Annotated in this window: 30 protein-coding genes and 1 pseudogene; 26 read left to right on the top strand and 5 right to left on the bottom strand. The window is 45.5% G+C overall.

The window, feature by feature from the left end:
• Positions 1 to 3 precede the first annotated feature (3 nt).
• From NMD08_RS13915 to NMD08_RS13895, 5 genes are read left to right on the top strand one after another with little or no spacing between them, the layout of a single operon-like run.
• Positions 4 to 708 carry a molecular chaperone gene (locus NMD08_RS13915; protein ID WP_053088687.1) on the top strand — a complete coding sequence of 235 codons (705 nt, stop codon included), beginning with the start codon at positions 4 to 6 and terminating at the stop codon, positions 706 to 708.
• Positions 709 to 723: 15 nt separating this feature from the next.
• On the top strand, positions 724 to 3222 hold the full coding sequence (locus NMD08_RS13910) for a fimbria/pilus outer membrane usher protein (protein ID WP_370618359.1): 2499 nt from the start codon (positions 724 to 726) through the stop codon (positions 3220 to 3222).
• Between the two features lie 37 nt (positions 3223 to 3259).
• Positions 3260 to 4339, top strand: coding sequence for a fimbrial protein (locus tag NMD08_RS13905; RefSeq protein WP_370618357.1), 1080 nt, complete (start codon positions 3260 to 3262; stop codon positions 4337 to 4339).
• Positions 4340 to 4346: 7 nt separating this feature from the next.
• Positions 4347 to 5069, top strand: a complete 723-nt coding sequence (locus NMD08_RS13900) for an EAL domain-containing protein (protein WP_151225449.1) — start codon at positions 4347 to 4349, stop codon at positions 5067 to 5069.
• A gap of 18 nt (positions 5070 to 5087) precedes the next feature.
• Complete coding sequence (locus tag NMD08_RS13895) at positions 5088 to 5651, top strand: hypothetical protein (protein WP_151219187.1); 564 nt, start codon at positions 5088 to 5090, stop codon at positions 5649 to 5651.
• A 14-nt stretch (positions 5652 to 5665) separates the two neighbouring features.
• Here NMD08_RS13895 and NMD08_RS13890 read toward each other — a convergent pair whose 3' ends face one another.
• Positions 5666 to 6553 carry an AraC family transcriptional regulator gene (locus NMD08_RS13890; protein WP_187259463.1) on the bottom strand — a complete coding sequence of 296 codons (888 nt, stop codon included), beginning with the start codon at positions 6551 to 6553 and terminating at the stop codon, positions 5666 to 5668.
• A 321-nt stretch (positions 6554 to 6874) separates the two neighbouring features.
• Between NMD08_RS13890 and NMD08_RS13885 the strand changes: the two genes are divergently transcribed.
• A complete protein-coding gene (locus tag NMD08_RS13885; protein WP_370618354.1) occupies positions 6875 to 7789 on the top strand; it encodes a bestrophin family protein in 915 nt (304 codons plus the stop codon).
• Here the strand turns inward: NMD08_RS13885 and NMD08_RS13880 are convergent.
• A complete protein-coding gene (locus NMD08_RS13880; protein ID WP_151225452.1) occupies positions 7786 to 8163 on the bottom strand; it encodes a GFA family protein in 378 nt (125 codons plus the stop codon). The two genes, NMD08_RS13885 and NMD08_RS13880, sit on opposite strands and share 4 nt — an antisense overlap.
• A gap of 131 nt (positions 8164 to 8294) precedes the next feature.
• Complete coding sequence (gene tam, locus NMD08_RS13875; RefSeq protein WP_370618352.1) at positions 8295 to 9053, bottom strand: trans-aconitate 2-methyltransferase; 759 nt, start codon at positions 9051 to 9053, stop codon at positions 8295 to 8297.
• Between the two features lie 110 nt (positions 9054 to 9163).
• Between tam and NMD08_RS13870 the strand changes: the two genes are divergently transcribed.
• Entirely contained in the window at positions 9164 to 9697 is a 534-nt protein-coding gene (locus NMD08_RS13870; protein ID WP_370620211.1) for a GNAT family N-acetyltransferase, read from the top strand.
• 183 nt (positions 9698 to 9880) lie between these two features.
• Positions 9881 to 10120 carry a hypothetical protein gene (locus NMD08_RS13865; protein WP_370618346.1) on the top strand — a complete coding sequence of 80 codons (240 nt, stop codon included), beginning with the start codon at positions 9881 to 9883 and terminating at the stop codon, positions 10118 to 10120.
• Positions 10121 to 10449: 329 nt separating this feature from the next.
• Here the strand turns inward: NMD08_RS13865 and NMD08_RS13860 are convergent.
• A pseudogene (locus NMD08_RS13860) lies at positions 10450 to 10731 on the bottom strand (helix-turn-helix domain-containing protein); the annotation flags it as partial.
• A gap of 171 nt (positions 10732 to 10902) precedes the next feature.
• On the opposite strand from NMD08_RS13860, the gene NMD08_RS13855 reads away from it, so the two are divergent.
• From NMD08_RS13855 to NMD08_RS13790, 14 genes are all read left to right on the top strand, one after another.
• Positions 10903 to 12411, top strand: coding sequence for a phage/plasmid replication protein, II/X family (locus NMD08_RS13855; protein ID WP_370618342.1), 1509 nt, complete (start codon positions 10903 to 10905; stop codon positions 12409 to 12411).
• A 2-nt stretch (positions 12412 to 12413) separates the two neighbouring features.
• Entirely contained in the window at positions 12414 to 12770 is a 357-nt protein-coding gene (locus tag NMD08_RS13850; RefSeq protein ID WP_370618340.1) for a hypothetical protein, read from the top strand.
• Between the two features lie 11 nt (positions 12771 to 12781).
• A complete protein-coding gene (locus NMD08_RS13845; RefSeq protein ID WP_370618338.1) occupies positions 12782 to 13000 on the top strand; it encodes a hypothetical protein in 219 nt (72 codons plus the stop codon).
• Positions 13001 to 13076: 76 nt separating this feature from the next.
• The gene (locus NMD08_RS13840; protein WP_370618336.1) at positions 13077 to 13316 is read left to right on the top strand and encodes a hypothetical protein; all 240 of its coding nucleotides are present in this window, start codon (positions 13077 to 13079) and stop codon (positions 13314 to 13316) included.
• A gap of 231 nt (positions 13317 to 13547) precedes the next feature.
• Positions 13548 to 15131, top strand: coding sequence for a hypothetical protein (locus NMD08_RS13835; protein WP_370618334.1), 1584 nt, complete (start codon positions 13548 to 13550; stop codon positions 15129 to 15131).
• A 1-nt stretch (position 15132) separates the two neighbouring features.
• Entirely contained in the window at positions 15133 to 15846 is a 714-nt protein-coding gene (locus tag NMD08_RS13830; RefSeq protein WP_370618332.1) for a hypothetical protein, read from the top strand.
• On the top strand, positions 15843 to 16700 hold the full coding sequence (locus tag NMD08_RS13825) for a hypothetical protein (protein WP_370618330.1): 858 nt from the start codon (positions 15843 to 15845) through the stop codon (positions 16698 to 16700). Before NMD08_RS13830 ends, NMD08_RS13825 begins: the two co-directional genes overlap by 4 nt.
• Positions 16701 to 16710: 10 nt before the next feature.
• Positions 16711 to 17001 carry a DUF2523 family protein gene (locus tag NMD08_RS13820; RefSeq protein ID WP_370611727.1) on the top strand — a complete coding sequence of 97 codons (291 nt, stop codon included), beginning with the start codon at positions 16711 to 16713 and terminating at the stop codon, positions 16999 to 17001.
• 9 nt (positions 17002 to 17010) lie between these two features.
• Positions 17011 to 17265, top strand: coding sequence for a zonular occludens toxin domain-containing protein (locus NMD08_RS13815; protein WP_370618328.1), 255 nt, complete (start codon positions 17011 to 17013; stop codon positions 17263 to 17265).
• 32 nt (positions 17266 to 17297) lie between these two features.
• Positions 17298 to 18089: a zonular occludens toxin domain-containing protein gene (locus NMD08_RS13810; protein WP_370618326.1), complete on the top strand. Its 792-nt coding sequence runs from the start codon at positions 17298 to 17300 to the stop codon at positions 18087 to 18089.
• A complete protein-coding gene (locus NMD08_RS13805) occupies positions 18086 to 18325 on the top strand; it encodes a hypothetical protein (protein WP_370618324.1) in 240 nt (79 codons plus the stop codon). The genes NMD08_RS13810 and NMD08_RS13805 overlap by 4 nt, the downstream gene beginning before the upstream one ends.
• The gene (locus tag NMD08_RS13800; RefSeq protein ID WP_370618322.1) at positions 18259 to 18882 is read left to right on the top strand and encodes a hypothetical protein; all 624 of its coding nucleotides are present in this window, start codon (positions 18259 to 18261) and stop codon (positions 18880 to 18882) included. Before NMD08_RS13805 ends, NMD08_RS13800 begins: the two co-directional genes overlap by 67 nt.
• The gene (locus NMD08_RS13795) at positions 18879 to 19301 is read left to right on the top strand and encodes a hypothetical protein (RefSeq protein WP_370618320.1); all 423 of its coding nucleotides are present in this window, start codon (positions 18879 to 18881) and stop codon (positions 19299 to 19301) included. Before NMD08_RS13800 ends, NMD08_RS13795 begins: the two co-directional genes overlap by 4 nt.
• A gap of 651 nt (positions 19302 to 19952) precedes the next feature.
• A complete protein-coding gene (locus NMD08_RS13790) occupies positions 19953 to 20192 on the top strand; it encodes a hypothetical protein (RefSeq protein ID WP_370618346.1) in 240 nt (79 codons plus the stop codon).
• A gap of 329 nt (positions 20193 to 20521) precedes the next feature.
• Here the strand turns inward: NMD08_RS13790 and NMD08_RS13785 are convergent, their stop codons facing one another.
• Positions 20522 to 20872, bottom strand: a complete 351-nt coding sequence (locus NMD08_RS13785; protein WP_370618350.1) for a helix-turn-helix domain-containing protein — start codon at positions 20870 to 20872, stop codon at positions 20522 to 20524.
• 103 nt (positions 20873 to 20975) lie between these two features.
• Here NMD08_RS13785 and NMD08_RS13780 point away from each other — a divergent pair, with 103 nt between their 5' ends.
• The 4 genes from NMD08_RS13780 (at position 20976) to NMD08_RS13765 (ending at position 23389) form a co-directional block, all read left to right on the top strand.
• The gene (locus NMD08_RS13780) at positions 20976 to 22484 is read left to right on the top strand and encodes a phage/plasmid replication protein, II/X family (RefSeq protein WP_370618342.1); all 1509 of its coding nucleotides are present in this window, start codon (positions 20976 to 20978) and stop codon (positions 22482 to 22484) included.
• Positions 22485 to 22486: 2 nt separating this feature from the next.
• Positions 22487 to 22843, top strand: a complete 357-nt coding sequence (locus NMD08_RS13775) for a hypothetical protein (protein WP_370618340.1) — start codon at positions 22487 to 22489, stop codon at positions 22841 to 22843.
• Positions 22844 to 22854: 11 nt separating this feature from the next.
• Complete coding sequence (locus NMD08_RS13770; RefSeq protein WP_370618338.1) at positions 22855 to 23073, top strand: hypothetical protein; 219 nt, start codon at positions 22855 to 22857, stop codon at positions 23071 to 23073.
• Positions 23074 to 23149: 76 nt separating this feature from the next.
• Positions 23150 to 23389, top strand: coding sequence for a hypothetical protein (locus NMD08_RS13765; protein WP_370618336.1), 240 nt, complete (start codon positions 23150 to 23152; stop codon positions 23387 to 23389).
• Positions 23390 to 23608 lie beyond the last annotated feature (219 nt).

The raw sequence follows: 23608 nt of genomic DNA, 5'->3' as shown, positions 1-23608 counted from the left end.
ACTATGAAACTGCACCGATTCTTTTCTGCTACAGCGCTTTTACTGGCTACGGGAATACCAGCGACGTATGCCAGTATTCAAATCAATACCACCCGAGTCATTTATCATGCTGCGGAAAAAGATATCAGCGTGCAAATTACGAATCCAGGAAAATATCCGGTATTGCTGCAAAGCTGGACCGATGACGGTAATCCAGAAATTAAACCTGACGCAATGCGCACTCCTTTTGTGCTGACTCCTCCATTGACGCGGGTGAATGCCGACGCAGGACAAACGTTACGCCTGTCATATACCGGGACTGCTTTGCCCGCCGACAGAGAGAGCGTTTATTGGTTAAACGTGCTGGAAATCCCGCCTGTAGGTGAGAAAGGGACAAATCAGGTGCAGGTGGCCTTTCGATCACGGATCAAGCTGTTTTATCGCCCTGTCACACTTGACGACAAAGGCGCTCGTACGGCAATCGCGCAGCTGCGCTGGCAGGCGCAGGGTAATCATATCATCCTGAGTAATCCGACGGCGTACTACGTTTCTGCCGTGGCTGTAACCGCGACGCACGCAGGCAAAAAAACAACGATCCCCGCCGATATGCTGGCACCGCACGGCAGTCTCGATCTGACGCTTCCCTCTGGTGTAGTGGCGGATGGCCTTACCGTGGAAGCGATTAACGATTACGGCTCATCGGTTACAGAACCTGTAAACCGGTTGTAATACCAGGGGATACTCATGCGTAAAACTTATCTTGCTGAAATGCTGTCGGCAGGGCAGCCCGTTGCCTGGATATATGCGTCATTACTGATCATACCTGTTATGGCAAAGGCAGCGCCAGACGATGACGTTGAGTTCAACATCACATTTCTTGACAGCGCGTATACAGCGGGTATCGACCTGCAGCAGTTCAGGCAGGGGAACAACTTGCCGGCGGGAGAGTATTTAGCGGATATCTGGCTAAATGATGAGTTGGTGACAACGCAGAAAATGACATTCAATAAAACGTCTCAAGGGACGGTTGTTGCCTGCATGACTCCAGAGTTGCTGGCTCACCTGAATATTATGCCGTCCGCTTTGCACGACACGGATAAGCTGACCCGCGGCAACTGCGTGCCCGTAGAGCAGGTGATCCCATCAGCAAAACTCACATGGAATAACAGCGAGCAAAAGCTGGTTATTGCCGTACCCCAGCAGGATCTCGCGAAAACGGCGCGCGGTACCGTGTCGCCATCGCTCTGGCAGGATGGCAGTCTGGCGGCATTTATGGGTTACAACGCCAGTGCCTATCAATCATCGTCTGGCGGTGAAACGTTTAACTCACAGTATTTGAGTCTGAACAGCGGGCTTAACGTTGGAGGCTGGTATCTGCGACATAACGGTAGCCTGACCAATCAGACCGGAAGCGGCAATCGTTATCAAAGCATTAATACTTACCTCCAGCATGATGTCAGCTCTGTTCGCGGTCGTTTCCTGGTGGGTGAAGCTAATACCTCAGGACGTCTTTTTGATTCGTTGTCATATACCGGCGTCTCGCTATTCAGCGATGATCAAATGTTGCCTGAATCACAGCGCGGTTATGCACCTGAAATCCGCGGTATCGCCCGCAGCCATGCGCGCGTCACCGTACGGCAGAGCGGGAATGTGATTTATGAAACTACCGTTCCGGCAGGGGCTTTTGTTATTAACGATCTTTATCCTACCGGTTATGGTGGCGACCTCAGCGTGACCGTACGCGAAGCGGACGGTAGTGAAAGCACATTCCTTGTGCCTTACGCCTCGGTAGCAGATTTGTTGCGTCCTGGCGCATCGCGTTATGAAGCGGTGGCAGGAAAATACCGTCAGTCGAATGGGCGTGACGGTCAGCCTTTTTATCAGGCGACCTGGCAGCAGGGTATTACTAACTTCTTGACGTTATATGGTGGAACCCAATTTAGCGATGGCTATCAGGCGTATCAGGCCGGCAGCGCGGTATCGACCCCGCTGGGTGCCGTGGCGCTGGATGTGACCCAGGCTATGACCTCCACGAGCAGAGACAAACTGAGCGGGCAAAGTTATCGCATTACCTACAACAAACTCATTTCTGACACGCAGAGCAATATTGCGCTGGCCGCATATCGTTTCTCCACGCGTGATTATCTGGATTTTGCTCAGGCCATGGAATACCAGAACTTGCAGAAAGGGGATGCGATTTATGCCGGGTTACTGTACCGGACCAAAAACCGATACAGCCTGACGTTAAGTCAGGGGTTGGCGGAAGGTTGGGGGACATTCTCTGCCACCGGGCTTTCGCAGAATTACTGGAATCGCAATGGGAACGACATGCAATACCAGTTTGGTTACTCAAACCGCTGGAAACGATTGAGTTATACCCTGACCGCTACGCGTAACCGTGCCCCAGAGGGAAACATGGAAACCAGTTGGCTGGTTTCCTTCAGTTTGCCGCTGGGTGAGGAGCGCCCTGTCACGTTTAGTAGTTCGGTTTCCCATGATAACGGTGGCCTGGCTGAGCAGGTAGCGCTGGCCGGAACTGCCGGAGATAAGCAGCAGATGAGCTGGGGCGTTTCGGGAACCCACAGTGAACAAAGTGGCAGTACCGGTAGCGTAAGCGGTCAGTACCTTTCACCATGGACATCCGTCAATGCGTCTGTAGGTGTAGGTCGGGATAACCATACCTTGTCTGGTGGGTTGTCAGGTTCGATAGTGGCGCATCCACACGGAGTAACCTTTACGCCTTATACCAGTGACACCTGGGTGGTAGTGAATGCCCCAGGTGCTGCAGGTGCGGAAGTGCTGAGTTATCCGGGATTAAAATTGGACCGCTGGGGCAATGCTGTCATGCCTGCCTCAATGCCTTATCAGCGAAATTCGGTCAGCCTCGATCCGAAAAATCTGTCTCACCAGGTTGAACTCGAAAATACCACTCAAAATGTGGTGCCGCGCGCAGGTGCGGTAGTGGTGGCGGAATTTGCCACGCATCAAGGCTATGCCCTACTGCTGACGCCAGCGCGACCAGAAGTAAGTTTATCCTTCGGCGCGACGGTAACGGATAGTCAGGGCAATACCGTCGGCATGGTAGGGCAAGGTGGAATGGTCTACGCCCGGGTAAATACAAAAACAGGCCAGCTGTTTGCCACCCATGATGTAACAGGCAAAGCCAGTACCTGCATTATGCCGTTCAGCGTGACGGATGAAGCGAAAGCGATGCAGCAGATAACCTATTCGTGCGGACGCTAAGACAACAGCCGCTTTGATTTACGATCATGGAGAATACATGTTCAGTTTGATTCGTTCCAAAATACATCTGCGGATAGTTCAGTTGTTCGTTGCGACGAGCGGGCTGTTATTTGCTGGCCATAGCCTTGCCGTCTGCTCGACTGGAAATCAGCAGTATACCGTTCAGGTTCCACTCCAGGCTGCAACGTTTAGTGCCGGAGAGGATTTTCCAGTAGGGAGTAATATCCGCGTACAGCAGGTTCGTGGCTATGCGGCTGTTCCTGTGACTTGTACTAATTCTGGTGCCTATTCGCGCATGAGTCTTTCAGGAGGCACGCTATACCCCGGTCAAAGCAACATCTATCAAACGGGGATTAATGGATTAGGGGTGCGTTTTCGTAACCCTTATGAGAATAAATATTATCCGTTTAATACTACCTGGATGGGTACTTACAGTCCTGATGGCTGGTTAGTGTTCACTATTGAGCTGGTCAAAATGGGGCCAATTACTGCCGGAACAGTGAATAGCGCACTTTTTCCGCAAGTGAGAATTGATGCTATAGATGCCGACAATAATCCGACTCGAGTGGCATGGCATACGATTACCGGCGGTTTTACGCTGCAAACGCCAACGTGTACGACGCCCAACTTTAATTGGGATCTGGGAACGACTAACACCACACTCTTACGAAATCAGGGTGACGCCAGTGTGTGGGTTGATACGCCAGTGACATTGACCGGGTGTTCTACATTCCTGGGTAATAACAGTAATGGAAGCTATACCCAGTACAATATTCAAGGCTTTAATTCTGGCAGCGTATCCCAGTCAGGCAGTATTGCGCCCAACAAACTTACTATGACGCTGACACCGAACACCTCCGCTATTGATTCCGTAAATGGAATTGTCGCTCTGGATAATACGGCCACCGCATCAGGATTTGGCGTACAGCTCGCCTCGAAACAATCAGGAACCTACGTTGCGCAGAATCTCGCGGGCAGTATGGTTGTCACGCCGACGGTTGGAGACAGCAGTGGTTCAGTCCGTTTTCCGTTGGGGGCACGCATCATCCGAACCAGCGATTCGGTGCAGGGCGGGTCGATCAAAACTAGCCTGACTTACACTATTAATTACCAGTAATCGCAGCATGATAAACAGCTATAAGCAACGTTATGTTTGTGAGCCGGTTTATACTATGGCGGGGCGTCTGGTTGCCATGGAAGTGCTGACATCGTTTACGACGCCTGAAGGGAATACGGTCTCGTACAACGATGTGACCGATATTCTCACGCCGGAGTATAAATGGCTAAATTTTGTGCGCCAACTGCACGGTGTTAGCTGCTGGCAAAATTGGTTGGTTCGCCACCACATCGTTATCTCACTGAATGTGGATGCTGATACGGCTGTTTGGCTTCTTCGTGACAAGGCCGTACTTTCTATGATCGCTAAAATGCCGTTTATTCGTCTTGAGGTACATGAGCATTTCCCCACCTCAGACAAAGAAAAACGGGGATTACTGCATCATTTACGGCCCCATGCCTCAATGTGGCTGGATGATGTTGGCTCCGGAAGCCATAACAATTTTGGTTTGCTGATCAGGGGATATTTTAGTGGGGCGAAGATTGATAAGTCTTTTTTCTGGCAACACCATGTCAGCGATAAGGCATGGCTGGAAAAGGTTATCCGCGATCTGACTCGTTTTGCAGGAAATGTCATCGTGGAGGGAGTAGAACACACCGGCCACACAATGGCTCTGATGACGACCCCGCATTGCTGGCTTCAGGGGCATCTGTTTCAGCGTACCGATATTGATCGCATTCCAGAAGTCCCATTATGGATTAACTCCGTCTTAACCGCGCCATCAGGCTAATTTTCACAGGATAAAAAGGTGTATCTCGTCATTACTCAGGATCGTTTTTTATTTTATTCAATTTCCTGTATTTTGGGTCCGGATATGACAGAGCATATCCGTTGTGTAGAAGATATTTGTCTGCAACGTCATCGGCATGCTCATGTGATATTAGATACTTTTAAAAATAATGTCATTTATACGCCATTGGCCGAGAGGATTGCGTTGATTGAACCTGAACGCATGTATATTATGTCACCTTTTGGGATTAAAAAATGCTTTCCTGGAATGAAGGTTAGGTTTATCCCACGAGCAATTCAGGTACAAGATTTAAGAGAATTGGTTGTTCATGGTCGGTTCTATGAATGGCAACCTAAAATATATTTAACCAGAAGACAACATCATATCATAACAATGACATTATTGCATAAGAGTCAGCGTGTGATTACGGATGACTTGAATATTGCCATAAAAACGCTCTTTAGCCACAAATATAATATTATGTTATTGCTCAACCTTAAAAAGTTTAGTGGGTTATTGAGCCATCCGTTTTCACTATACCTACGTTATGAACAGCATGACATGCACGGTATGGCAGAGTAGCTTTGCATTGATAACTAACGTACTTTCCAAAAATCAGCGGGTGTATTCGACGTGATTTTTCGAAAGGCTTTATTAAATCCGGATAATGACTCATAGCCCACGCGTGATGTTACTTCTTCAACTTTGTAGCCTCTGCGCAATAAGTTAATGGCGATGTTAATACGCAGTCGGGTTACCAGCTCATTAGGAGTATAACCGCATATATCATCTATCTTTCTGATAAAGGTTGAGCGACTCATATTTACTTTACCGGCCATCATATCAATTGACCAGTCGAGTGTAGGGTTATGCATAATCTGCAATAAAAGATCAGAGAAGGGGGCGTGTTGTGAAATATCCAACAGTTTTATATCGACAAGATGTTCATCAACAATTTGCTCAACAATGTAAACCAATAAAAGATCGGTGAGTCGTGCGAGAGCCAGTTCGCACCCTGACTGTGAGACTGAACATTCCAGCTGTAAAATAGCAACCAGTTGGCTTATTTTCTGGCTGGATGTATCATCTTTTTTGATTATCATGAATTCCGGCAGTAGAGCAAAAAGAATTTCGCCCTGTATGGTTTTTGGGTGCAAAAAACCGCACAGAAGGGCGGTATCGCCATCTTTAGGTTCACTGATGGAATACATCGATTTTTTTGGAATATTCTCGGTATTCGCCTCGGGAGAAGAGACTAAATAAAATGGCATATTAAAGAAAAAGAATACAATATCACCTTCGGACAGGTTTACGACAGTGTTACGATCGGTGAAGCGAAGCCAGCATTGCCCTTCCAGCACCAAATGAAAACTGGGCATACCGGTTGGGTATGTTGATGCTTTCCAGTCGTCGCAGTACCTACCGAGATGAAAAACGGAGGTGGCAACATGCGTCTGATTCGCGAGCCATTCTTTAATGTACATAATTTATTCTCTGATTTTATGTAATTTATATCCCAATGAATGACTGTAATGCCCACTAAGAAACTGAAGATACAATACCCGTCCGGTCATTCAATATAAAGTTAGCATACGTTATCTGTTTCGAATGTGAGGTATTTTCCGAATGATAATGATAAATCTTATTTAGTTACAACATACAATAAACACTTTCAAAAAACACCGTTCCGTAACTACGGAGTTGACTAAGTTTTTAGCAGGGAAGAAGCTGGTGAGGTCAGAGGCTTGCAACATTGATCACAATCAAGTTTAATGCGTTGGCTTCCAACCATTTCTAAGATAACCATGATCGTTAGACCTCAACAACACTGGATACGCCTGATTTTTGTCTGGCATGGCTCCGTATTATCAAAAATCTTTACCCGGCTGCTTCTTAATTTCCTTCTTTCTATTGTGGTTATTATCATCCTGCCATGGTATACGATGCTGGGTATCAAATTTACCCTGGCACCGTTCAGCATTCTCGGCGTGGCGATAGCTATTTTTCTGGGATTTCGCAATAACGCCTGCTATTCACGTTACGTTGAGGCTCGACACCTGTGGGGGCAGTTGATGATAACTTCCCGCTCATTACTGCGAGAGGTTAAAACCACCTTACCGGACGACGCTGATCTGAGGGATTTTGTTCATCTGCAAATCGCATTTGCCCACTGTTTACGCATGACTTTACGCCGACAGCCTCAGGCAGAGCCGTTAGCGAAGTACCTGAGCGAGAAAGATATACAGACGGTATTTGCCTCACAATCACCGGCAAACCGCATCTTGTTGCTGATGGGCGAGTGGTTGGCCGTACGCAGACGTAATGGTCAACTGTCTGACATATTATTTCACAGTTTAAACAATAGGTTAAATGATATGTCTGCAGTACTGGCCGGTTGTGAGCGGATTGCTAATACCCCGGTGCCGTTTGCTTATACCTTGATCCTTCATCGTACTGTGTACCTGTTTTGTATCATGTTGCCATTCGCATTGGTGGTCGATCTGCACTACATGACACCGTTTATTTCAGTGCTTATTTCCTATACTTTTATTTCGCTCGACACGCTTGCCGAAGAGCTTGAAGATCCATTTGGCACTGAGAACAACGATCTGCCGCTGGATGCGATTTGCAATGCAATCGAAATCGATTTGCTGCAAATGAATGATGAAACAAATGTGCCAGCAAAGCACATGCCGGATAAGCATTACCAATTAACCTAGTTGCGCTCGTTTTGCCACCAGATCGGCCGTATCTCGTAGAACGAATGAAACTCTGGCGCCAGGTCTTCATCGTTAGGATCGTCAAAAGCCCCGGCTAAAAGCGCAATTACCGGGGCGTCATCAATAGCGCCCACAGAACTGCCGCACTGGGGGCAAAAGGCTCGACTGGCTGTCTCTGATGAGCGCCAGATTGTTGGTCTTCCGGCTTTTCCCGTCCATTCAACATTTTCCGCATCAAACTCAATCCAGACGACGGTCGGTGCGCCAGTATGTTTCTGGCATATATTGCAGGAACAGGTATGGGAATTATTAGGGCTACTGGCAGTGAAGCGGATAGAACCACACAGACACCCACCAGTGTAGATTTTAGACATAACAACCCCCGTCATAATCACGTTGCAAGACACTAGCAGATGCCCGACATTGCCACTAGATACTTATGATAAAAAGGCGAGGGCGCTCATAGACGATAGTTCATTCCTGTGATCTATCTGATGATAAATGCTTAATTATTGCGTCTGGCAACAATAAACATACGTGGAAATGCCAGCAAAATTTTGCCATTTTCCTGTAGTGGATATTGCTCCTGAAGTAATTCATGATAGCGCGCCAGGTACTGACGTTGCTCGCTTTCACTCAAATCCTGCAACCAGGGACGCAGGCCTGTAGAGTTTACCCAGTCGATAATCGCCTGATGAGAATCCATAATGTGATAATACGTCGTACGCCAGATATCCACCTCACAGCCCGCCTCGGTCAAAATATCATAATAGGCATGTACGCCAGGTAGCGGCGCTCGGCCCCGATCGGGGTAACCCTGTTCATAAGCCACTTCGCGCATCAGAACGTGCGTAGGTTCCAGCCAGTTATCCGGCATTTGCACCGCCAGAACGCCGTTGTGACCCAACAGCGATACCAGATTTGGGAACAGATCATAGTGTTCGGGTACCCACTGTAACGATGCATTGGCATAAAGCAGATCCACGGGTTGCTCTGCCTGAAACGTACTGATATCCGCTTCAATAAAATGGCATTTTGGTAATGTGTTGCGCGCTTCATTCAGCATCGCGGGTGAGGTATCAACCCCAGTTATTTGAGCTGAAGGCCAGCGCTGATGCAGTAATGCTGTACTGTTTCCCGGACCACAGCCAAGATCGACAACTGAACGAACACTTTCTAACGCCACTCTGCTAAGTAATTCCGCTGCGGGTCTTGAACGTTCAGTTTCATATTGCAAATAAAGCGAAGGGTTCCAGTCGGCCATGTATGAATCTCCAGTATAAGAAGAAAAGGCGGAAAGGGGGTTCATTAGTCCTTGCCGATGAGCAGCTTCTTTTAGAAGATTATATGAAAATGAATGATAAGGGCAGATTTATGCTGGAAACATCGAGACTGATTCTCCGTCAGTGGGAAGCGAAAGACAGAGCGCCATTCGCCGCGTTAAATGCCGATTCCGATGTGATGCGTTTTTTTCCGGCTCCATTGCTACGGACGGAAAGCGACAATCTTGCTGGAAGATTCCAGGAAGGCATTACAGAGCGCGGCTGGGGATTTTGGGCCGTTGAACTACAAGAAACACACCAGTTTGTGGGCTGCGTAGGTTTACATCCACAACCTGATAAGTTTCATTTTTCACCCTGTACTGAAATAGGCTGGCGTCTTGCGAGATCATTCTGGCATCAGGGGTTGGCATTGGAAGCTGCCGAAGCCTGCCTGACTTTTGCTTTCGAGGAACTGGCGTTAACTGAGGTGGTTTCATTTACTTCGGTGCTGAACAAACCGTCTGAGAACCTGATGATACGCCTTGGCATGAGTAAAGCAGAAGAGTTTGTGCATCCCGCGTTGCCGCCAGATCATCGATTAGCACAACATGTCCTGTATCGTCTGATTCGCAGCAGCGCCGTTTAACACTATGTTTCAGCTGCACAAGGACGACCAAAAAAACTCAGGTTCTTTCTTACTCTATCTAAGTGCGCATAATGTGGATGCAGCTTATGTTGAATCGCCGCAGCCGTGCGACCGCGTCGGCTAAGGCGACCGCGGGGATTTAGCATAGGCTGCATTGTGCGCACCATGCCTGGCTGTTTTGAAATGTCTGCTTCACCGCCAAATTCAAATGTCCTCTCGATCCATTTAGATCTTCCATCTACTGATGCCCGTCAGGGCATGGGAGCGCCAGCGATACCTACCGCGCTGTATTGCGCGGGGTTTTTCTGTTCCGGCTCCGTGGTGAACTGGTTCCCGTTCATCAGTCCGGTGATGCTGACCATGTACGGCAGTTCGCCCCCTTACTGCAAAGCGGGTTTTAATCACCGGCGTTTGTGGCGGTAGTGACTTGCTGGTTAGCATCGTTCCCATTTTGGGCGGTGTCATTGTTGCTGTCGGAATGGTTCAGGAATAGCGGTGAGTGCGCAGCGCTCCCCCGCAAGAATGAGGAGGGGATGCTGCCGCTCACCGTTTAGACCTTCCTGGTGACGGGAGCGCAATGAAGCGGCCAGACGGGACGATATGACACGTACTTTAATAGTGTTATATCGTCCAAACCGTGGACTTCCAGCAATCCCATATCTTGTGTTTTTTGTTGTAAAATTGAATGTCTAAGTCCATTTAGACACAATATGTAGTGAGGTGTGACCAGTTGTTATGAAAGAATGGTTGATCTACTCTGTGATTTTGACTTCTCTAACGTAGTGCCTGATTAACATTGCTTCTAATAGGGTTTCAATGCAGTTTTTTTCTTCTGGATTTAGTTTTTCTGCTTCGCTGATTTTCAGAGACAATCTTTGGTCTGCGCTGGTTTCATTTCCAGTGCATATCTCTTCAATACTGACACCAAAAAGTTTAGATAATATAACTAGTTGAGAAGCTTTAGGCTCTGACTCTCCTCTTTCCCATGTTTGAAGTGTTTGTGTTGTTATTCCTAGTTCTGCTGCGATCTTTTTTGGGTTAGTTTTTCTTCTCTCTGAGTGTACGTAATCTTTCGTTCAACATGATGAACCTCAAAAAACATGATTTTTCATTATTGTATAACTGGTTTTTTATACAGATGCATTGCTGTCAAGATTTTCCTTGTGTATGATGCAAGGAAAATTAGCCCTTGACAGGTTTTTTGAATGTTCGACTTCATCGGATTACGGATCAGTTTTAAAGACGCTTACGTCAAGTATTCATGGCTTGATGATCGTCTGCTTGGCTCCGTTGATCTGGAGGAGTGCGGCAAGCGGGGCGTAAATATTGTTCCCCGTGAAATGACCTGGGAGATTGACGGGCTTCACCAGTGCCACAATCTGTACTGTCCGTGGGATAGCCTGCCGTCGAGCTTTACAGGTGTGGCGTTTAAGGTTTTTCAGGGTGGCGGTTTTAATGTGTTGCCATATCTTGAAATCAAGGCATCTCCGGCAAAGCTTGCGCAGGGTCATAACGTTTACGGCTCTGAATCTCTCGAACTGGGTGTTCGCCTGATGTACCAGACCTTAAAAGCCACGATGCCGGAATTTGCGGATATGCTTGATTTTCCTTCCGCGCATGTTTTCCGCCTTGACTCAACTTATTCGGTACGCCTCCCCGATGAAGATGCTCTGGCCTCTGCACTTCGGGCACTGGCAAACGTCAGTAACCGTTACCTGCGGCCTTCCCGTGATATGGATTTTGAATCCACGATCTATTTCAACAAAGCCAAGGATAAGCCTGGTACTGGTCGTGTTTCACAGACAGTAATTTATTCCAAAAAAGATGAAGTGGAACATCAGCTTAATGACCTGAGAAAGAAGGCGCATAAGGAGCGCACCCATCGATATGATCCGGTTATTGAGGCGTTATCTTCTCCTGATCTCCAGAACTTTGCGCTTTATCTTTTGCGCATGGAAACACGTTGTAAAACATGGTTTTTTCAGCGTCGCAATGTACCTATTTCGGTTACAGGGATGCTTGATTACATCCGGGGATTTGAACAGGAACACGGTTCCGGTAGCTTCTGTCGCTGGCTGTGGCGGGAAGCAACATTTGATCTGATTGATGCTATTTCAGGGCAGCAACTGGAAGTTATTCACGACGGTAAAATACGGCGTCTTTTGCATGCTACCTATGACACGGAACGAAACGGAAAGAAGAGTACAGCTAAATCGCTGCGTCTGTTCGGTTTCTACCGTCGCCTGGTTCATGAAGGATATAGCGAGGTAAAACGTACCATGGGTCGTTCATCTTTTTACAATGCTGTTAATGATGTAATGGCAATCGGTCTTTCAAAGGCCGAGTTACAGAATCTTCATAAAGGGCAGAAAAAGCCCCTCCTGAATCTTATTAAAGTCGATTTTGATGCTCAACGTCCGGCGTCATATCAGGAACCGGTAATGCCCGCGCCTGAACTGACGTTCACTGAGTTTCTGGCATCACTGGATACTTCTGCACCAGTACAAACAGAGAATGCACCGCTTCCGGCATGGGTTACACCTGATATGCGCCTTATTCATGATCTTAATGAACTGGGTGTGAGTGCTGAATGTGTGGCAGGTCTTAAAGCGGGTCGTAAGGTTCGGATGAGTGAGGATAAGGAGCTGTCGCTCGCGTTCTGGCGTGATGGTTCATTTAATCTTGTTGTTAATTCCGTTAATGGAGATTTTTAGAAATGACTAAAATAGTTGTCCACTATGCACAATATGGAAAGATGGAAAGCGGTACTCCGTATGCGTCTATGAATTCATCATCTCTTAAATTTAGTGTGAAAGATAATTCAGCCGGATATCGAGCAAATAAAGTTAATATTGATACAAGTAATGATAATGCGCTTGGTCGTCGTTTGGTTGATGACTTAAAGGCGGCGGGGCGTCCAGTTATTATTGATGCGGAACTGGAACAAGTTGACTCAAAAGAAATTGCTAAATATGCACTTGTTGACTATGAATTGCTTTCTTCTACTACTGAAATTATTCCTTCACTTTCACCAGTAAAGGATAAATCAAAGGAACAACCTTCTGTTAAATAGTGGGGTGATTTATGTCTAATGAACTGACCGGAACAATCTGTAATATGGTAGATAAAGTTTGCCAGTCTGTTTCTATAGATGTGACAAGCGTTCCTGTCAGTCTGTCATTGTCATCGCCTGTTTATTCTGAATCTGCACCTTTTTTTATTATTGGATTTTCATCTGTATTAATACTCTGGCTTACTTCTCATTGTGTCGGGTTACTGCTGGGTATGATTAAACGTGGGTAGGGGGTATGTATGACTTAAAACAACCTGTCTTGTCTTTTTTGTTTTGCCTTATTATTTTATCAAAGAGGGATTTATTATGTTCAAATTTTTATCTGTTTTATCATCGTTAAAAGCTGAATTTATTGCCGCTTTATCACTGGCTCTTTTTTCTGTCCATTCTTTTGCTGCTGATGCACCTGATTATACGGCTATTACCAGCGCCGTTGATATGGGTGCGGTAATTACTGCTATTATGGCTATTGCAGCTATTTTGGCGGGTTTGTATGTTGTTATTATGGGTGTCAAGAAATTGATTCTTTTCCTGCGCACCAACTAATTAATATACAGGAGCGGGGAAGGGGCAACCTTTCCCCTTTTTTATGGGTGAACTCTGGAATGTTGTATTTTTTCTGTGGGGTCTGCTATGTGCATACGTTGTTATTCTTGGCCTCAAAGGTTAGTTGTTTATCTTCTCTGTGTATTTATTCTGAATTTTTCATATCCCCGAAAGGCTAACGCTTTTGTCCCCATACTTGCTCTTGCTGCAATGCCTGCGGGTACAACTGCAATGGCTACTACAATAAGCTCTGCTTTAACCTATGTTATGTATGGTCTGGGTATTACCGCTGTGGGTATGGCAGGAACAATTACATATATAAAAGTCGCTGAGGAACTGGACAGGAGCACGCCTGCCAGTGTGGGTAATAATCTGCGTTCTGATGGTCATGTGCCTGCTGTCGCGGCGTCTGCGGTGTCTCTCGGCGCTGTTAATCCATCTGATTTCAATATCAATACATATAACGGTAAAGTCGTTAATGTGACATCTCCGGCTGAACTGGCGGCGCTTTCGCCGTCTGTATCAGGGGCTGATGCAATGTACGGTACGCCATCCCGTTTAAATCCTGTACCTGTTCGTATTCCTCCTTTATCACCGGATTATTATCCCTCAGTTTCTCCTGGAACAAAGTTTTCCGGCTCCCGAAATGGGGTATATAACTATTCGTCAACAGGGCTTTCCGGTAATCCTGATAATCTTTCTTATGTGACTTCAGATACGGCTTCCGGATTACTGGATTTTTATATTTCAGGCAGCGCTTCGGTTGTTGAGAGATATTACAATCAACTCGCAAAAGAATATAAATCACTGTCTGATTCCTGCAATTTATGTATGACGGGAGGTGTTGTGGAATTAGGCGGTTATCGCAAAGTGTATACACTTATCCGCCTGGATGATTTTTCCTTTCCTGATATTTCTAAATCTGTTACTGATTCTGATGCCAGACAGGCATACAACATTAATGGCTCCATTGTTTCATTACCGTCACTTTCATATTTATCTGCCTTTATTCCTCCGTTAACGCTTTATAACATTTATAAGGAGGAGGAATATAGAATGATTAATGATGTTTATTATTTACAGTCTTCCGTTGTCAGGTCACGTACCGTTGAATTTCCTGGGTTTACTTTTTTAAATACTACGGTTAATCCTTCCTCTGAATTAACAGTAAAGGATAATACGGGTTCAAAGGGTGCGGTCATTATTCCGCCTCTGTATACACAACCTGATTATGTCCAGGAGCTTCAGAACAGGCCGCTTTCATCGTCGCAGGTGTCATCAATGATAAATGCTGCGTGGCAGCGGGCGTCATCACGGGCTGATTACAGGGGCATTCCTTACAGTTCGTCGGTGGCCGTCACAGCGACGATGGTTGATGAGATACTGGAGGCGCGTAACATGGCACTGACCACGGCTGACTTACTGGTGCCTGTCAGTAAAACTGGTTACTGGGATTTGCCTGTTTATAATATTACGCTCAATCAGTTTGTTTCAAATACCTATATTGAGCAGGTTCCCGAACTGGATTTTGGTATTAATCCTGATATACAGGCTCCCGTTTTTCCTGCACCGCTGCCGATGGATGTTATTCTTTTACCGATAACCAGTATTCTCCCGTTTATGAAGGATATTCAGTTACGCTCAAGGGCTGCACAATGTCCTGTCTTTGATTTGAATATTGAATATCTTAACTTCAGTCAAAGGGTTGATAGCCATTGTTTTATTCTTGATAAGCAGGCTCCCCTTATTGAAATGTTTGCGGTTATAGCCTGGACAATGATGTCACTCTTTATTGTTATTCGCAGGAGGGTTTGAGATGAAAAAATCATTCTGTTTAATTTCGATTTTTCTGTCTTTGTCGGTGTCGGCTGCGCCACTGCCAAATGGCAGCGTGCTTGATTCATCCGGCGTTGTTGATGAATTATTATCTGTTTCGTTTTCAATGGCGCTTACACGTGCGATTGAGTATTACAGAACGCAGGAAACACCTTTACCTGACAGGGCGTATGAAAACACCATTAAAGCGGTTTCATCCGTTCTTAATTCAAAGCTGAGTTTATCAAAATATTCATTATTTAATGGTCTGTCATATGCTAATTTATTCCTTAACTCTGGCGTGGTGAAATCATCTTCGTTTAATGCTGTTTCCGTTGCATCTTCATTCTCTGATATTCCTGCCTCTCTTTTATGGGTAACATCTTTATCTTCTGATGTTTATTATTCCGGTGACTTTGGTAATCCTTCTTTTACTAATCCCTTACCGCTTATATCGTACAAATCTGTTTCTGATACACAGGTCAGTACGGGTGTAACTCGTTTTACATCTTCTTATAAGGATGATGTTTTTAGCTATCCTTATAATAATGGCTATATCGTTTCAGATGATGCGGAGGATATTGTTGACTTTTTAATTAACCTTGTACAGGATACCGTTTATAATGAATTTTATCTTAAACATGCTGCACGTGAAAAAAGCTTCTTGGTGAAACAGATAAAAACGGGACATTCATTTATACGCATTGTACTTTGACGACTTATACAGATAAAAAACTTACCCCCTCGGGAATGAATGAATACAGTGTTAATGATTCTCCCGTTTTGCTTCCTCGTTCTTATACCTTCTCTCTTATGCTTCGCGGTAACAGTGTCTGTATTGCCACAACCGGCTTTGAAAATTCATTTTCTTTCTCGTCTAACGCTGGCACTGGCAATAATTCTTTAATACAGAACAATGCGCCTTTCTATCAGAATTTCACGTATAAACTTGTTTTTTCTCCTTTCCTCGGTGGAGATGATATTTTGAAAAATGCCTATCTTTCATCTTTGCAGTCAACGCCGTTACTGGCTTCCGCTTTTTCTTTATTGCTGAACAGTGCATGGGTTGAGGCGGCTGCGGCTGCTGATTATCAGGGCGTGCCTTATACCTCGTCATTATCTCTGTCATCGGCTGATATCAGTCATGTTATGAATGAGCGTGAATTAAATCCGACGTACTCTGATTTATTTGTTCAGGTCAAAGACGGTCAGTTGCATTTAATGCAGTGGGACGATACGCAGAATGCCTATATCAGTAATGAAATGGTTTCTAAACAGGAATCGGTTAAAGTTGATTTTGGCCCTGACCCTGGTATCCAGTCGCCGGAACTTGATGATGGCGGGACTATTGACAAGGTCTTGTCTCCGATTACGTCAGTGATGCCGTTTTTACAGAAATTTGAGTTAACGACTCATGTCGTCCAGTGTCCGGTTATTAATATTCCGTTTTACGATAAAACGTATTCGATGGATTCATTCTGTATTCTGGCTGAAGCCAATAAAAAGTTAATTGCCCTGTTCTTTGTCATTTGCTGGACGATGCTGGGCCTCATTATTCTGGTTCGATAAGGAGTTTTTTATGTATCGTATTCTTGTTTCTGCAATTAATTATCTGCTGGGTTGGGTGTTAAAACAGGCCACGATGAAAGCCATTATCTTTGGGGCGCTGACATTCCTGATATCTGAGATTATGGGCGTGGTTACTAAATTATTGCCTGATTCTACAAATCTGGTTTCGCTTTTTGACCAGTTACCGGATCCGGCCTGGTACTTCATCAACCTGGCGCAATTACCGTTTGGCTTATCCGTGGTGTTTTCCGCACTGGTGACACGTTTCATTATCGGGATGATCCCCATTGTCGGGAAGTAAGGGGACGTTATGGCTATTTCTGGTTATATCGGTATACCGGGTTCCGGCAAGTCTTACGAGTGCGTGGCGAATGTGCTCCTGCCTGCCGTTCTGGCAGGTCGGCGGGTTGTGACCAACATCATTGGTGTCGTTCCTGATGCTATTTATGATTATTGTGTCGATAAGCTCAAAGCTGACCGTGACGCGCTCGGGCAGGTGCTGGTTGTCGATGATGACGACATGAAGAAAAAGGATTTTTTCCGTATAAAGGTAAAGATGGTTTAGCCGTTCCTGACACATTTTGTAAGCCAGGTGATTTGATTATTGCTGATGAATTACACCGTTTATGGGACAAAGATTCTGCTATCTGTAATGAACATCGTTCGTTTTTTGCGGAGCATCGTCATTTTACCGATGCTGAAACAGGGGTTTCCTGTGACTTTGTTTTTATGAATCAGTCACTGGCAACGGTTGCCCGTTTCATTAAGGATCGTACATCCAAGACGTTCAGAATGACAAAACTAACGGCGCTGGGACTGTCAAAGCGTTATCGGGTGGATGTGTTTGAAGGAGTTAAACTGGTCAAGACAAGCCGCATTCAGTCTTATCAGTGCGGGTATAAAAAAGAAATATTTCCGCTGTATAAGTCGTATGACGGTAATAACGGGAATGAAAAGATAGTTGATAAGCGCCAGTCTGTTTTTCAGCCTAAATTTGTATTTATTTTCTTTATTATTCCGTTAATTTCTCTTGCTGTTGGCCTGTTTTTTATTATTCGATTCTTTTCGCCTGATTCGTCACCGCTTCTGGATACCCAGAATGCAACGACAAAAAATTCCTCTGCTTCAACGGCTTCCGGTGCTTCCCGGACATCTCAACCGCAATCACAAGGTTTGCCCCCACGTCCTGTGGTTTCTGCTGACTGGCGCATCGGCGGGCGTCTTGTTAAGCAGGGAGTTGGCTTTGTGGTGATGGTTAATACTGACGGGAGAGTCAGAACTGAACCGCTTACTTCATTCACGTTTAACGGTTTGTTTATGTCCGGTGAAATAGACAACGAAAAAATTACGGTGTGGTCAGGTCAGATAACAAAAGGGGCTTCAAAATGAAAGGGATTATATTTTCACTGATTTTTGTCTTGTCCGGTACTTTGCATGCAGCCGGTGTTTCGCTGGAACTTAACAGGGTGGCGTTACCTGAAGCTATTAACCTGATATACAGCGAGGTATTCAGCCGTCCGTATATGCTTGCGCCGGAACTGGCGAATGATCGCGGGTTGTGTCGCTGCGTATCACACCAGAAATTGATGAACGGGCATTTATTGAACGTTATTTTGGCAACCTGAATATTAAAATTCACTCTAAAAACGGGATTGATTATGTTGCGCCAGTGAAAGCGGCTGCGGCGGCTGAACCACGGCGGGAGGTTTTTGTGTATCAGCCCCGTTTCCGCAGCGTGTCTTATTTGTCTGAGATTCTGAGAACGTTCGTCGAGGGGAATTTCAGCGCTAAACAGGGTGTTGGTGGTTTTGATATTTCGCCGGACAAGATTCAGCCTGGCACGGCTACGGATAATTTAAACCGGGCAGGGGATGTGCTTGTTTTTTACGGTACGCGGGAAAATATACGCCGCATGGAGCAGGTTTTGCCGTCAATCGATACGGCTGGCGATGAAGTTTATGTTGCCGGATACGTGTTTGAAGTCCAGACGAATGAGCGCAACGGCTCCGGCCTCGCGCTTGCCGCCAAACTCCTTAACGGGAAAGTGACCATCAGCACCGGTAATCTTACGGGGGTTATGAGAACTTTATTCGTATCGGTAGCTCGTCGCTCGATGCGCTGTATGAGTTGTTCCGCACTGACAGCCGTTTTCACGTTGTCAGTTCGCCACGTCTGCGGGTGAAGTCCGGCTATTCGGCGCAATTTTCTGTCGGTCAGGAAGTGCCTGTTTTGGGCGGTGTCGATCGCAATCAGAATTCGTCCTATCAGTCGATTGAGTATCGTAATGCGGGTGTAATCCTTGATGTAAAACCGGACGTGCGCGGTGCGGTGACGGATATCAAAATCAGCCAGCAACTGAGTAACTTTGTGAAAACGGATACGGGCGTAAATGACTCACCAACATTGCTTAAGCGTGAAGTATCCACGTTCGTTTCGGTTAAGTCCGGTGATATTATTGTCCTGGGCGGTTTAGCCGAGACAAAGGACAGCGATGCGAAAACGGGTTTTTCGTTCCTGCCTAAATCATTCATGTCCTCGTCAGACGAAAAATCGAAAACCGATATCCTGATTGTGTTGCAGGTTCACACGACAAAAGCGTAAGGGGTTTTCGTCGTGTAGCTGCGTGACGAACTGGAGACATTTGTCTCCAGTGCGCGGCGTTCGTCGTTCGTGGCCTGTGCGGTTACGTGAAAAAATGACGTAACAATGAGAGTGGTTAAGTAAAATTTTCACGTAATTTTATCTGTTATAAAACTGATTCAGATTGTCAGGAGGTCAGCATGCAGAGAAGTACGTTTTATTTAATTTATTATCCTAATCATAAAGATGTAAGAGGAACGAATCGTTATTTGAATGTTAATGGTCGTTGGTCATCCTTTCCTTCACGTGGGGTTCCTCTGTTGTACTGGGAAGATGAATTATCGTGTAGTGAAGCCTCATCGATTTTATTAAAAAGCCGATATGGTAGAGATGGTTATCTATGTTCGTTAATTTCGACGACTCCTTTGAGGCATCCAGAAAGGATGGTGAAGTACGATAAGAATCTGCATGAGGCTGCATTAAAGAGTTACATAAAGTAATCAGGTAAATCCATGCTCACATAATCACGGATTCTGTCTGATTCTGCCGTGGTGCGCATAATGTGGATGCAGCTTATGTTGAATCGCCGCAGCCGTGCGACCGCGTCGGCTAAGGCGACCGCGGGGATTTAGCATAGGCTGCATTGTGCGCACCATGCCTGGCTGTTTTGAAATGTCTGCTTCACCGCCAAATTCAAATGTCCTCTCGATCCATTTAGATCTTCCATCTACTGATGCCCGTCAGGGCATGGGAGCGCCAGCGATACCTACCGCGCTGTATTGCGCGGGGTTTTTCTGTTCCGGCTCCGTGGTGAACTGGTTCCCGTTCATCAGTCCGGTGATGCTGACCATGTACGGCAGTTCGCCCCCTTACTGCAAAGCGGGTTTTAATCACCGGCGTTTGTGGCGGTAGTGACTTGCTGGTTAGCATCGTTCCCATTTTGGGCGGTGTCATTGTTGCTGTCGGAATGGTTCAGGAATAGCGGTGAGTGCGCAGCGCTCCCCCGCAAGAATGAGGAGGGGATGCTGCCGCTCACCGTTTAGACCTTCCTGGTGACGGGAGCGCAATGAAGCGGCCAGACGGGACGATATGACACGTACTTTAATAGTGTTATATCGTCCAAACCGTGGACTTCCAGCAATCCCATATCTTGTGTTTTTTGTTGTAAAATTGAATGTCTAAGTCCATTTAGACACAATATGTAGTGAGGTGTGACCAGTTGTTATGAAAGAATGGTTGATCTACTCTGTGATTTTGACTTCTCTAACGTAGTGCCTGATTAACATTGCTTCTAATAGGGTTTCAATGCAGTTTTTTTCTTCTGGATTTAGTTTTTCTGCTTCGCTGATTTTCAGAGACAATCTTTGGTCTGCGCTGGTTTCATTTCCAGTGCATATCTCTTCAATACTGACACCAAAAAGTTTAGATAATATAACTAGTTGAGAAGCTTTAGGCTCTGACTCTCCTCTTTCCCATGTTTGAAGTGTTTGTGTTGTTATTCCTAGTTCTGCTGCGATCTTTTTTGGGTTAGTTTTTTCTTCTCTCTGAGTGTACGTAATCTTTCGTTCAACATGATGAACCTCAAAAAACATGATTTTTCATTATTGTATAACTGGTTTTTTATACAGATGCATTGCTGTCAAGATTTTCCTTGTGTATGATGCAAGGAAAATTAGCCCTTGACAGGTTTTTTGAATGTTCGACTTCATCGGATTACGGATCAGTTTTAAAGACGCTTACGTCAAGTATTCATGGCTTGATGATCGTCTGCTTGGCTCCGTTGATCTGGAGGAGTGCGGCAAGCGGGGCGTAAATATTGTTCCCCGTGAAATGACCTGGGAGATTGACGGGCTTCACCAGTGCCACAATCTGTACTGTCCGTGGGATAGCCTGCCGTCGAGCTTTACAGGTGTGGCGTTTAAGGTTTTTCAGGGTGGCGGTTTTAATGTGTTGCCATATCTTGAAATCAAGGCATCTCCGGCAAAGCTTGCGCAGGGTCATAACGTTTACGGCTCTGAATCTCTCGAACTGGGTGTTCGCCTGATGTACCAGACCTTAAAAGCCACGATGCCGGAATTTGCGGATATGCTTGATTTTCCTTCCGCGCATGTTTTCCGCCTTGACTCAACTTATTCGGTACGCCTCCCCGATGAAGATGCTCTGGCCTCTGCACTTCGGGCACTGGCAAACGTCAGTAACCGTTACCTGCGGCCTTCCCGTGATATGGATTTTGAATCCACGATCTATTTCAACAAAGCCAAGGATAAGCCTGGTACTGGTCGTGTTTCACAGACAGTAATTTATTCCAAAAAAGATGAAGTGGAACATCAGCTTAATGACCTGAGAAAGAAGGCGCATAAGGAGCGCACCCATCGATATGATCCGGTTATTGAGGCGTTATCTTCTCCTGATCTCCAGAACTTTGCGCTTTATCTTTTGCGCATGGAAACACGTTGTAAAACATGGTTTTTTCAGCGTCGCAATGTACCTATTTCGGTTACAGGGATGCTTGATTACATCCGGGGATTTGAACAGGAACACGGTTCCGGTAGCTTCTGTCGCTGGCTGTGGCGGGAAGCAACATTTGATCTGATTGATGCTATTTCAGGGCAGCAACTGGAAGTTATTCACGACGGTAAAATACGGCGTCTTTTGCATGCTACCTATGACACGGAACGAAACGGAAAGAAGAGTACAGCTAAATCGCTGCGTCTGTTCGGTTTCTACCGTCGCCTGGTTCATGAAGGATATAGCGAGGTAAAACGTACCATGGGTCGTTCATCTTTTTACAATGCTGTTAATGATGTAATGGCAATCGGTCTTTCAAAGGCCGAGTTACAGAATCTTCATAAAGGGCAGAAAAAGCCCCTCCTGAATCTTATTAAAGTCGATTTTGATGCTCAACGTCCGGCGTCATATCAGGAACCGGTAATGCCCGCGCCTGAACTGACGTTCACTGAGTTTCTGGCATCACTGGATACTTCTGCACCAGTACAAACAGAGAATGCACCGCTTCCGGCATGGGTTACACCTGATATGCGCCTTATTCATGATCTTAATGAACTGGGTGTGAGTGCTGAATGTGTGGCAGGTCTTAAAGCGGGTCGTAAGGTTCGGATGAGTGAGGATAAGGAGCTGTCGCTCGCGTTCTGGCGTGATGGTTCATTTAATCTTGTTGTTAATTCCGTTAATGGAGATTTTTAGAAATGACTAAAATAGTTGTCCACTATGCACAATATGGAAAGATGGAAAGCGGTACTCCGTATGCGTCTATGAATTCATCATCTCTTAAATTTAGTGTGAAAGATAATTCAGCCGGATATCGAGCAAATAAAGTTAATATTGATACAAGTAATGATAATGCGCTTGGTCGTCGTTTGGTTGATGACTTAAAGGCGGCGGGGCGTCCAGTTATTATTGATGCGGAACTGGAACAAGTTGACTCAAAAGAAATTGCTAAATATGCACTTGTTGACTATGAATTGCTTTCTTCTACTACTGAAATTATTCCTTCACTTTCACCAGTAAAGGATAAATCAAAGGAACAACCTTCTGTTAAATAGTGGGGTGATTTATGTCTAATGAACTGACCGGAACAATCTGTAATATGGTAGATAAAGTTTGCCAGTCTGTTTCTATAGATGTGACAAGCGTTCCTGTCAGTCTGTCATTGTCATCGCCTGTTTATTCTGAATCTGCACCTTTTTTTATTATTGGATTTTCATCTGTATTAATACTCTGGCTTACTTCTCATTGTGTCGGGTTACTGCTGGGTATGATTAAACGTGGGTAGGGGGTATGTATGACTTAAAACAACCTGTCTTGTCTTTTTTGTTTTGCCTTATTATTTTATCAAAGAGGGATTTATTATGTTCAAATTTTTATCTGTTTTATCATCGTTAAAAGCTGAATTTATTGCCGCTTTATCACTGGCTCTTTTTTCTGTCCATTCTTTTGCTGCTGATGCACCTGATTATACGGCTATTACCAGCGCCGTTGATATGGGTGCGGTAATTACTGCTATTATGGCTATTGCAGCTATTTTGGCGGGTTTGTATGTTGTTATTATGGGTGTCAAGAAATTGATTCTTTTCCTGCGCACCAACTAATTAATATACAGGAGCGGGGAAGGGGCAACCTTTCCCCTTTTTTATGGGTGAACTCTGGAATGTTGTATTTTTTCTGTGGGGTCTGCTATGTGCATACGTTGTTATTCTTGGCCTCAAAGGTTAGTTGTTTATCTTCTCTGTGTATTTATTCTGAATTTTTCATATCCCCGAAAGGCTAACGCTTTTGTCCCCATACTTGCTCTTGCTGCAATGCCTGCG

The organism is Citrobacter meridianamericanus, from assembly GCF_041320245.1.
Lineage (GTDB): Bacteria > Pseudomonadota > Gammaproteobacteria > Enterobacterales > Enterobacteriaceae > Citrobacter > Citrobacter meridianamericanus.
This window is presented reverse-complemented; position numbering and strand designations above follow the sequence as displayed.

Excerpts from the sequence above, each read along its gene's own strand:
- NMD08_RS13915 (WP_053088687.1), top strand. The coding sequence starts at position 4 with ATGAAACTGCACCGATTCTTTTCTGCTACAGCGCTTTTACTGGCTACG.
- NMD08_RS13770 (WP_370618338.1), top strand. The coding sequence starts at position 22,855 with ATGTCTAATGAACTGACCGGAACAATCTGTAATATGGTAGATAAAGTT.
- NMD08_RS13855 (WP_370618342.1), top strand. The coding sequence starts at position 10,903 with ATGTTCGACTTCATCGGATTACGGATCAGTTTTAAAGACGCTTACGTC.
- tam (WP_370618352.1), bottom strand. The coding sequence starts at position 9,053 with ATGGCCGACTGGAACCCTTCGCTTTATTTGCAATATGAAACTGAACGT.
- NMD08_RS13865 (WP_370618346.1), top strand. The coding sequence starts at position 9,881 with ATGTCTGCTTCACCGCCAAATTCAAATGTCCTCTCGATCCATTTAGAT.
- NMD08_RS13775 (WP_370618340.1), top strand. The coding sequence starts at position 22,487 with ATGACTAAAATAGTTGTCCACTATGCACAATATGGAAAGATGGAAAGC.
- NMD08_RS13910 (WP_370618359.1), top strand. The coding sequence starts at position 724 with ATGCGTAAAACTTATCTTGCTGAAATGCTGTCGGCAGGGCAGCCCGTT.
- NMD08_RS13885 (WP_370618354.1), top strand. The coding sequence starts at position 6,875 with ATGATCGTTAGACCTCAACAACACTGGATACGCCTGATTTTTGTCTGG.
- NMD08_RS13835 (WP_370618334.1), top strand. The coding sequence starts at position 13,548 with ATGGCTACTACAATAAGCTCTGCTTTAACCTATGTTATGTATGGTCTG.
- NMD08_RS13830 (WP_370618332.1), top strand. The coding sequence starts at position 15,133 with ATGAAAAAATCATTCTGTTTAATTTCGATTTTTCTGTCTTTGTCGGTG.
- NMD08_RS13845 (WP_370618338.1), top strand. The coding sequence starts at position 12,782 with ATGTCTAATGAACTGACCGGAACAATCTGTAATATGGTAGATAAAGTT.
- NMD08_RS13870 (WP_370620211.1), top strand. The coding sequence starts at position 9,164 with ATGCTGGAAACATCGAGACTGATTCTCCGTCAGTGGGAAGCGAAAGAC.
- NMD08_RS13790 (WP_370618346.1), top strand. The coding sequence starts at position 19,953 with ATGTCTGCTTCACCGCCAAATTCAAATGTCCTCTCGATCCATTTAGAT.
- NMD08_RS13785 (WP_370618350.1), bottom strand. The coding sequence starts at position 20,872 with ATGTTTTTTGAGGTTCATCATGTTGAACGAAAGATTACGTACACTCAG.
- NMD08_RS13815 (WP_370618328.1), top strand. The coding sequence starts at position 17,011 with ATGGCTATTTCTGGTTATATCGGTATACCGGGTTCCGGCAAGTCTTAC.
- NMD08_RS13880 (WP_151225452.1), bottom strand. The coding sequence starts at position 8,163 with ATGTCTAAAATCTACACTGGTGGGTGTCTGTGTGGTTCTATCCGCTTC.
- NMD08_RS13820 (WP_370611727.1), top strand. The coding sequence starts at position 16,711 with ATGTATCGTATTCTTGTTTCTGCAATTAATTATCTGCTGGGTTGGGTG.
- NMD08_RS13765 (WP_370618336.1), top strand. The coding sequence starts at position 23,150 with ATGTTCAAATTTTTATCTGTTTTATCATCGTTAAAAGCTGAATTTATT.
- NMD08_RS13805 (WP_370618324.1), top strand. The coding sequence starts at position 18,086 with ATGAAAGGGATTATATTTTCACTGATTTTTGTCTTGTCCGGTACTTTG.
- NMD08_RS13850 (WP_370618340.1), top strand. The coding sequence starts at position 12,414 with ATGACTAAAATAGTTGTCCACTATGCACAATATGGAAAGATGGAAAGC.
- NMD08_RS13780 (WP_370618342.1), top strand. The coding sequence starts at position 20,976 with ATGTTCGACTTCATCGGATTACGGATCAGTTTTAAAGACGCTTACGTC.
- NMD08_RS13890 (WP_187259463.1), bottom strand. The coding sequence starts at position 6,553 with ATGTACATTAAAGAATGGCTCGCGAATCAGACGCATGTTGCCACCTCC.
- NMD08_RS13905 (WP_370618357.1), top strand. The coding sequence starts at position 3,260 with ATGTTCAGTTTGATTCGTTCCAAAATACATCTGCGGATAGTTCAGTTG.
- NMD08_RS13900 (WP_151225449.1), top strand. The coding sequence starts at position 4,347 with ATGATAAACAGCTATAAGCAACGTTATGTTTGTGAGCCGGTTTATACT.
- NMD08_RS13840 (WP_370618336.1), top strand. The coding sequence starts at position 13,077 with ATGTTCAAATTTTTATCTGTTTTATCATCGTTAAAAGCTGAATTTATT.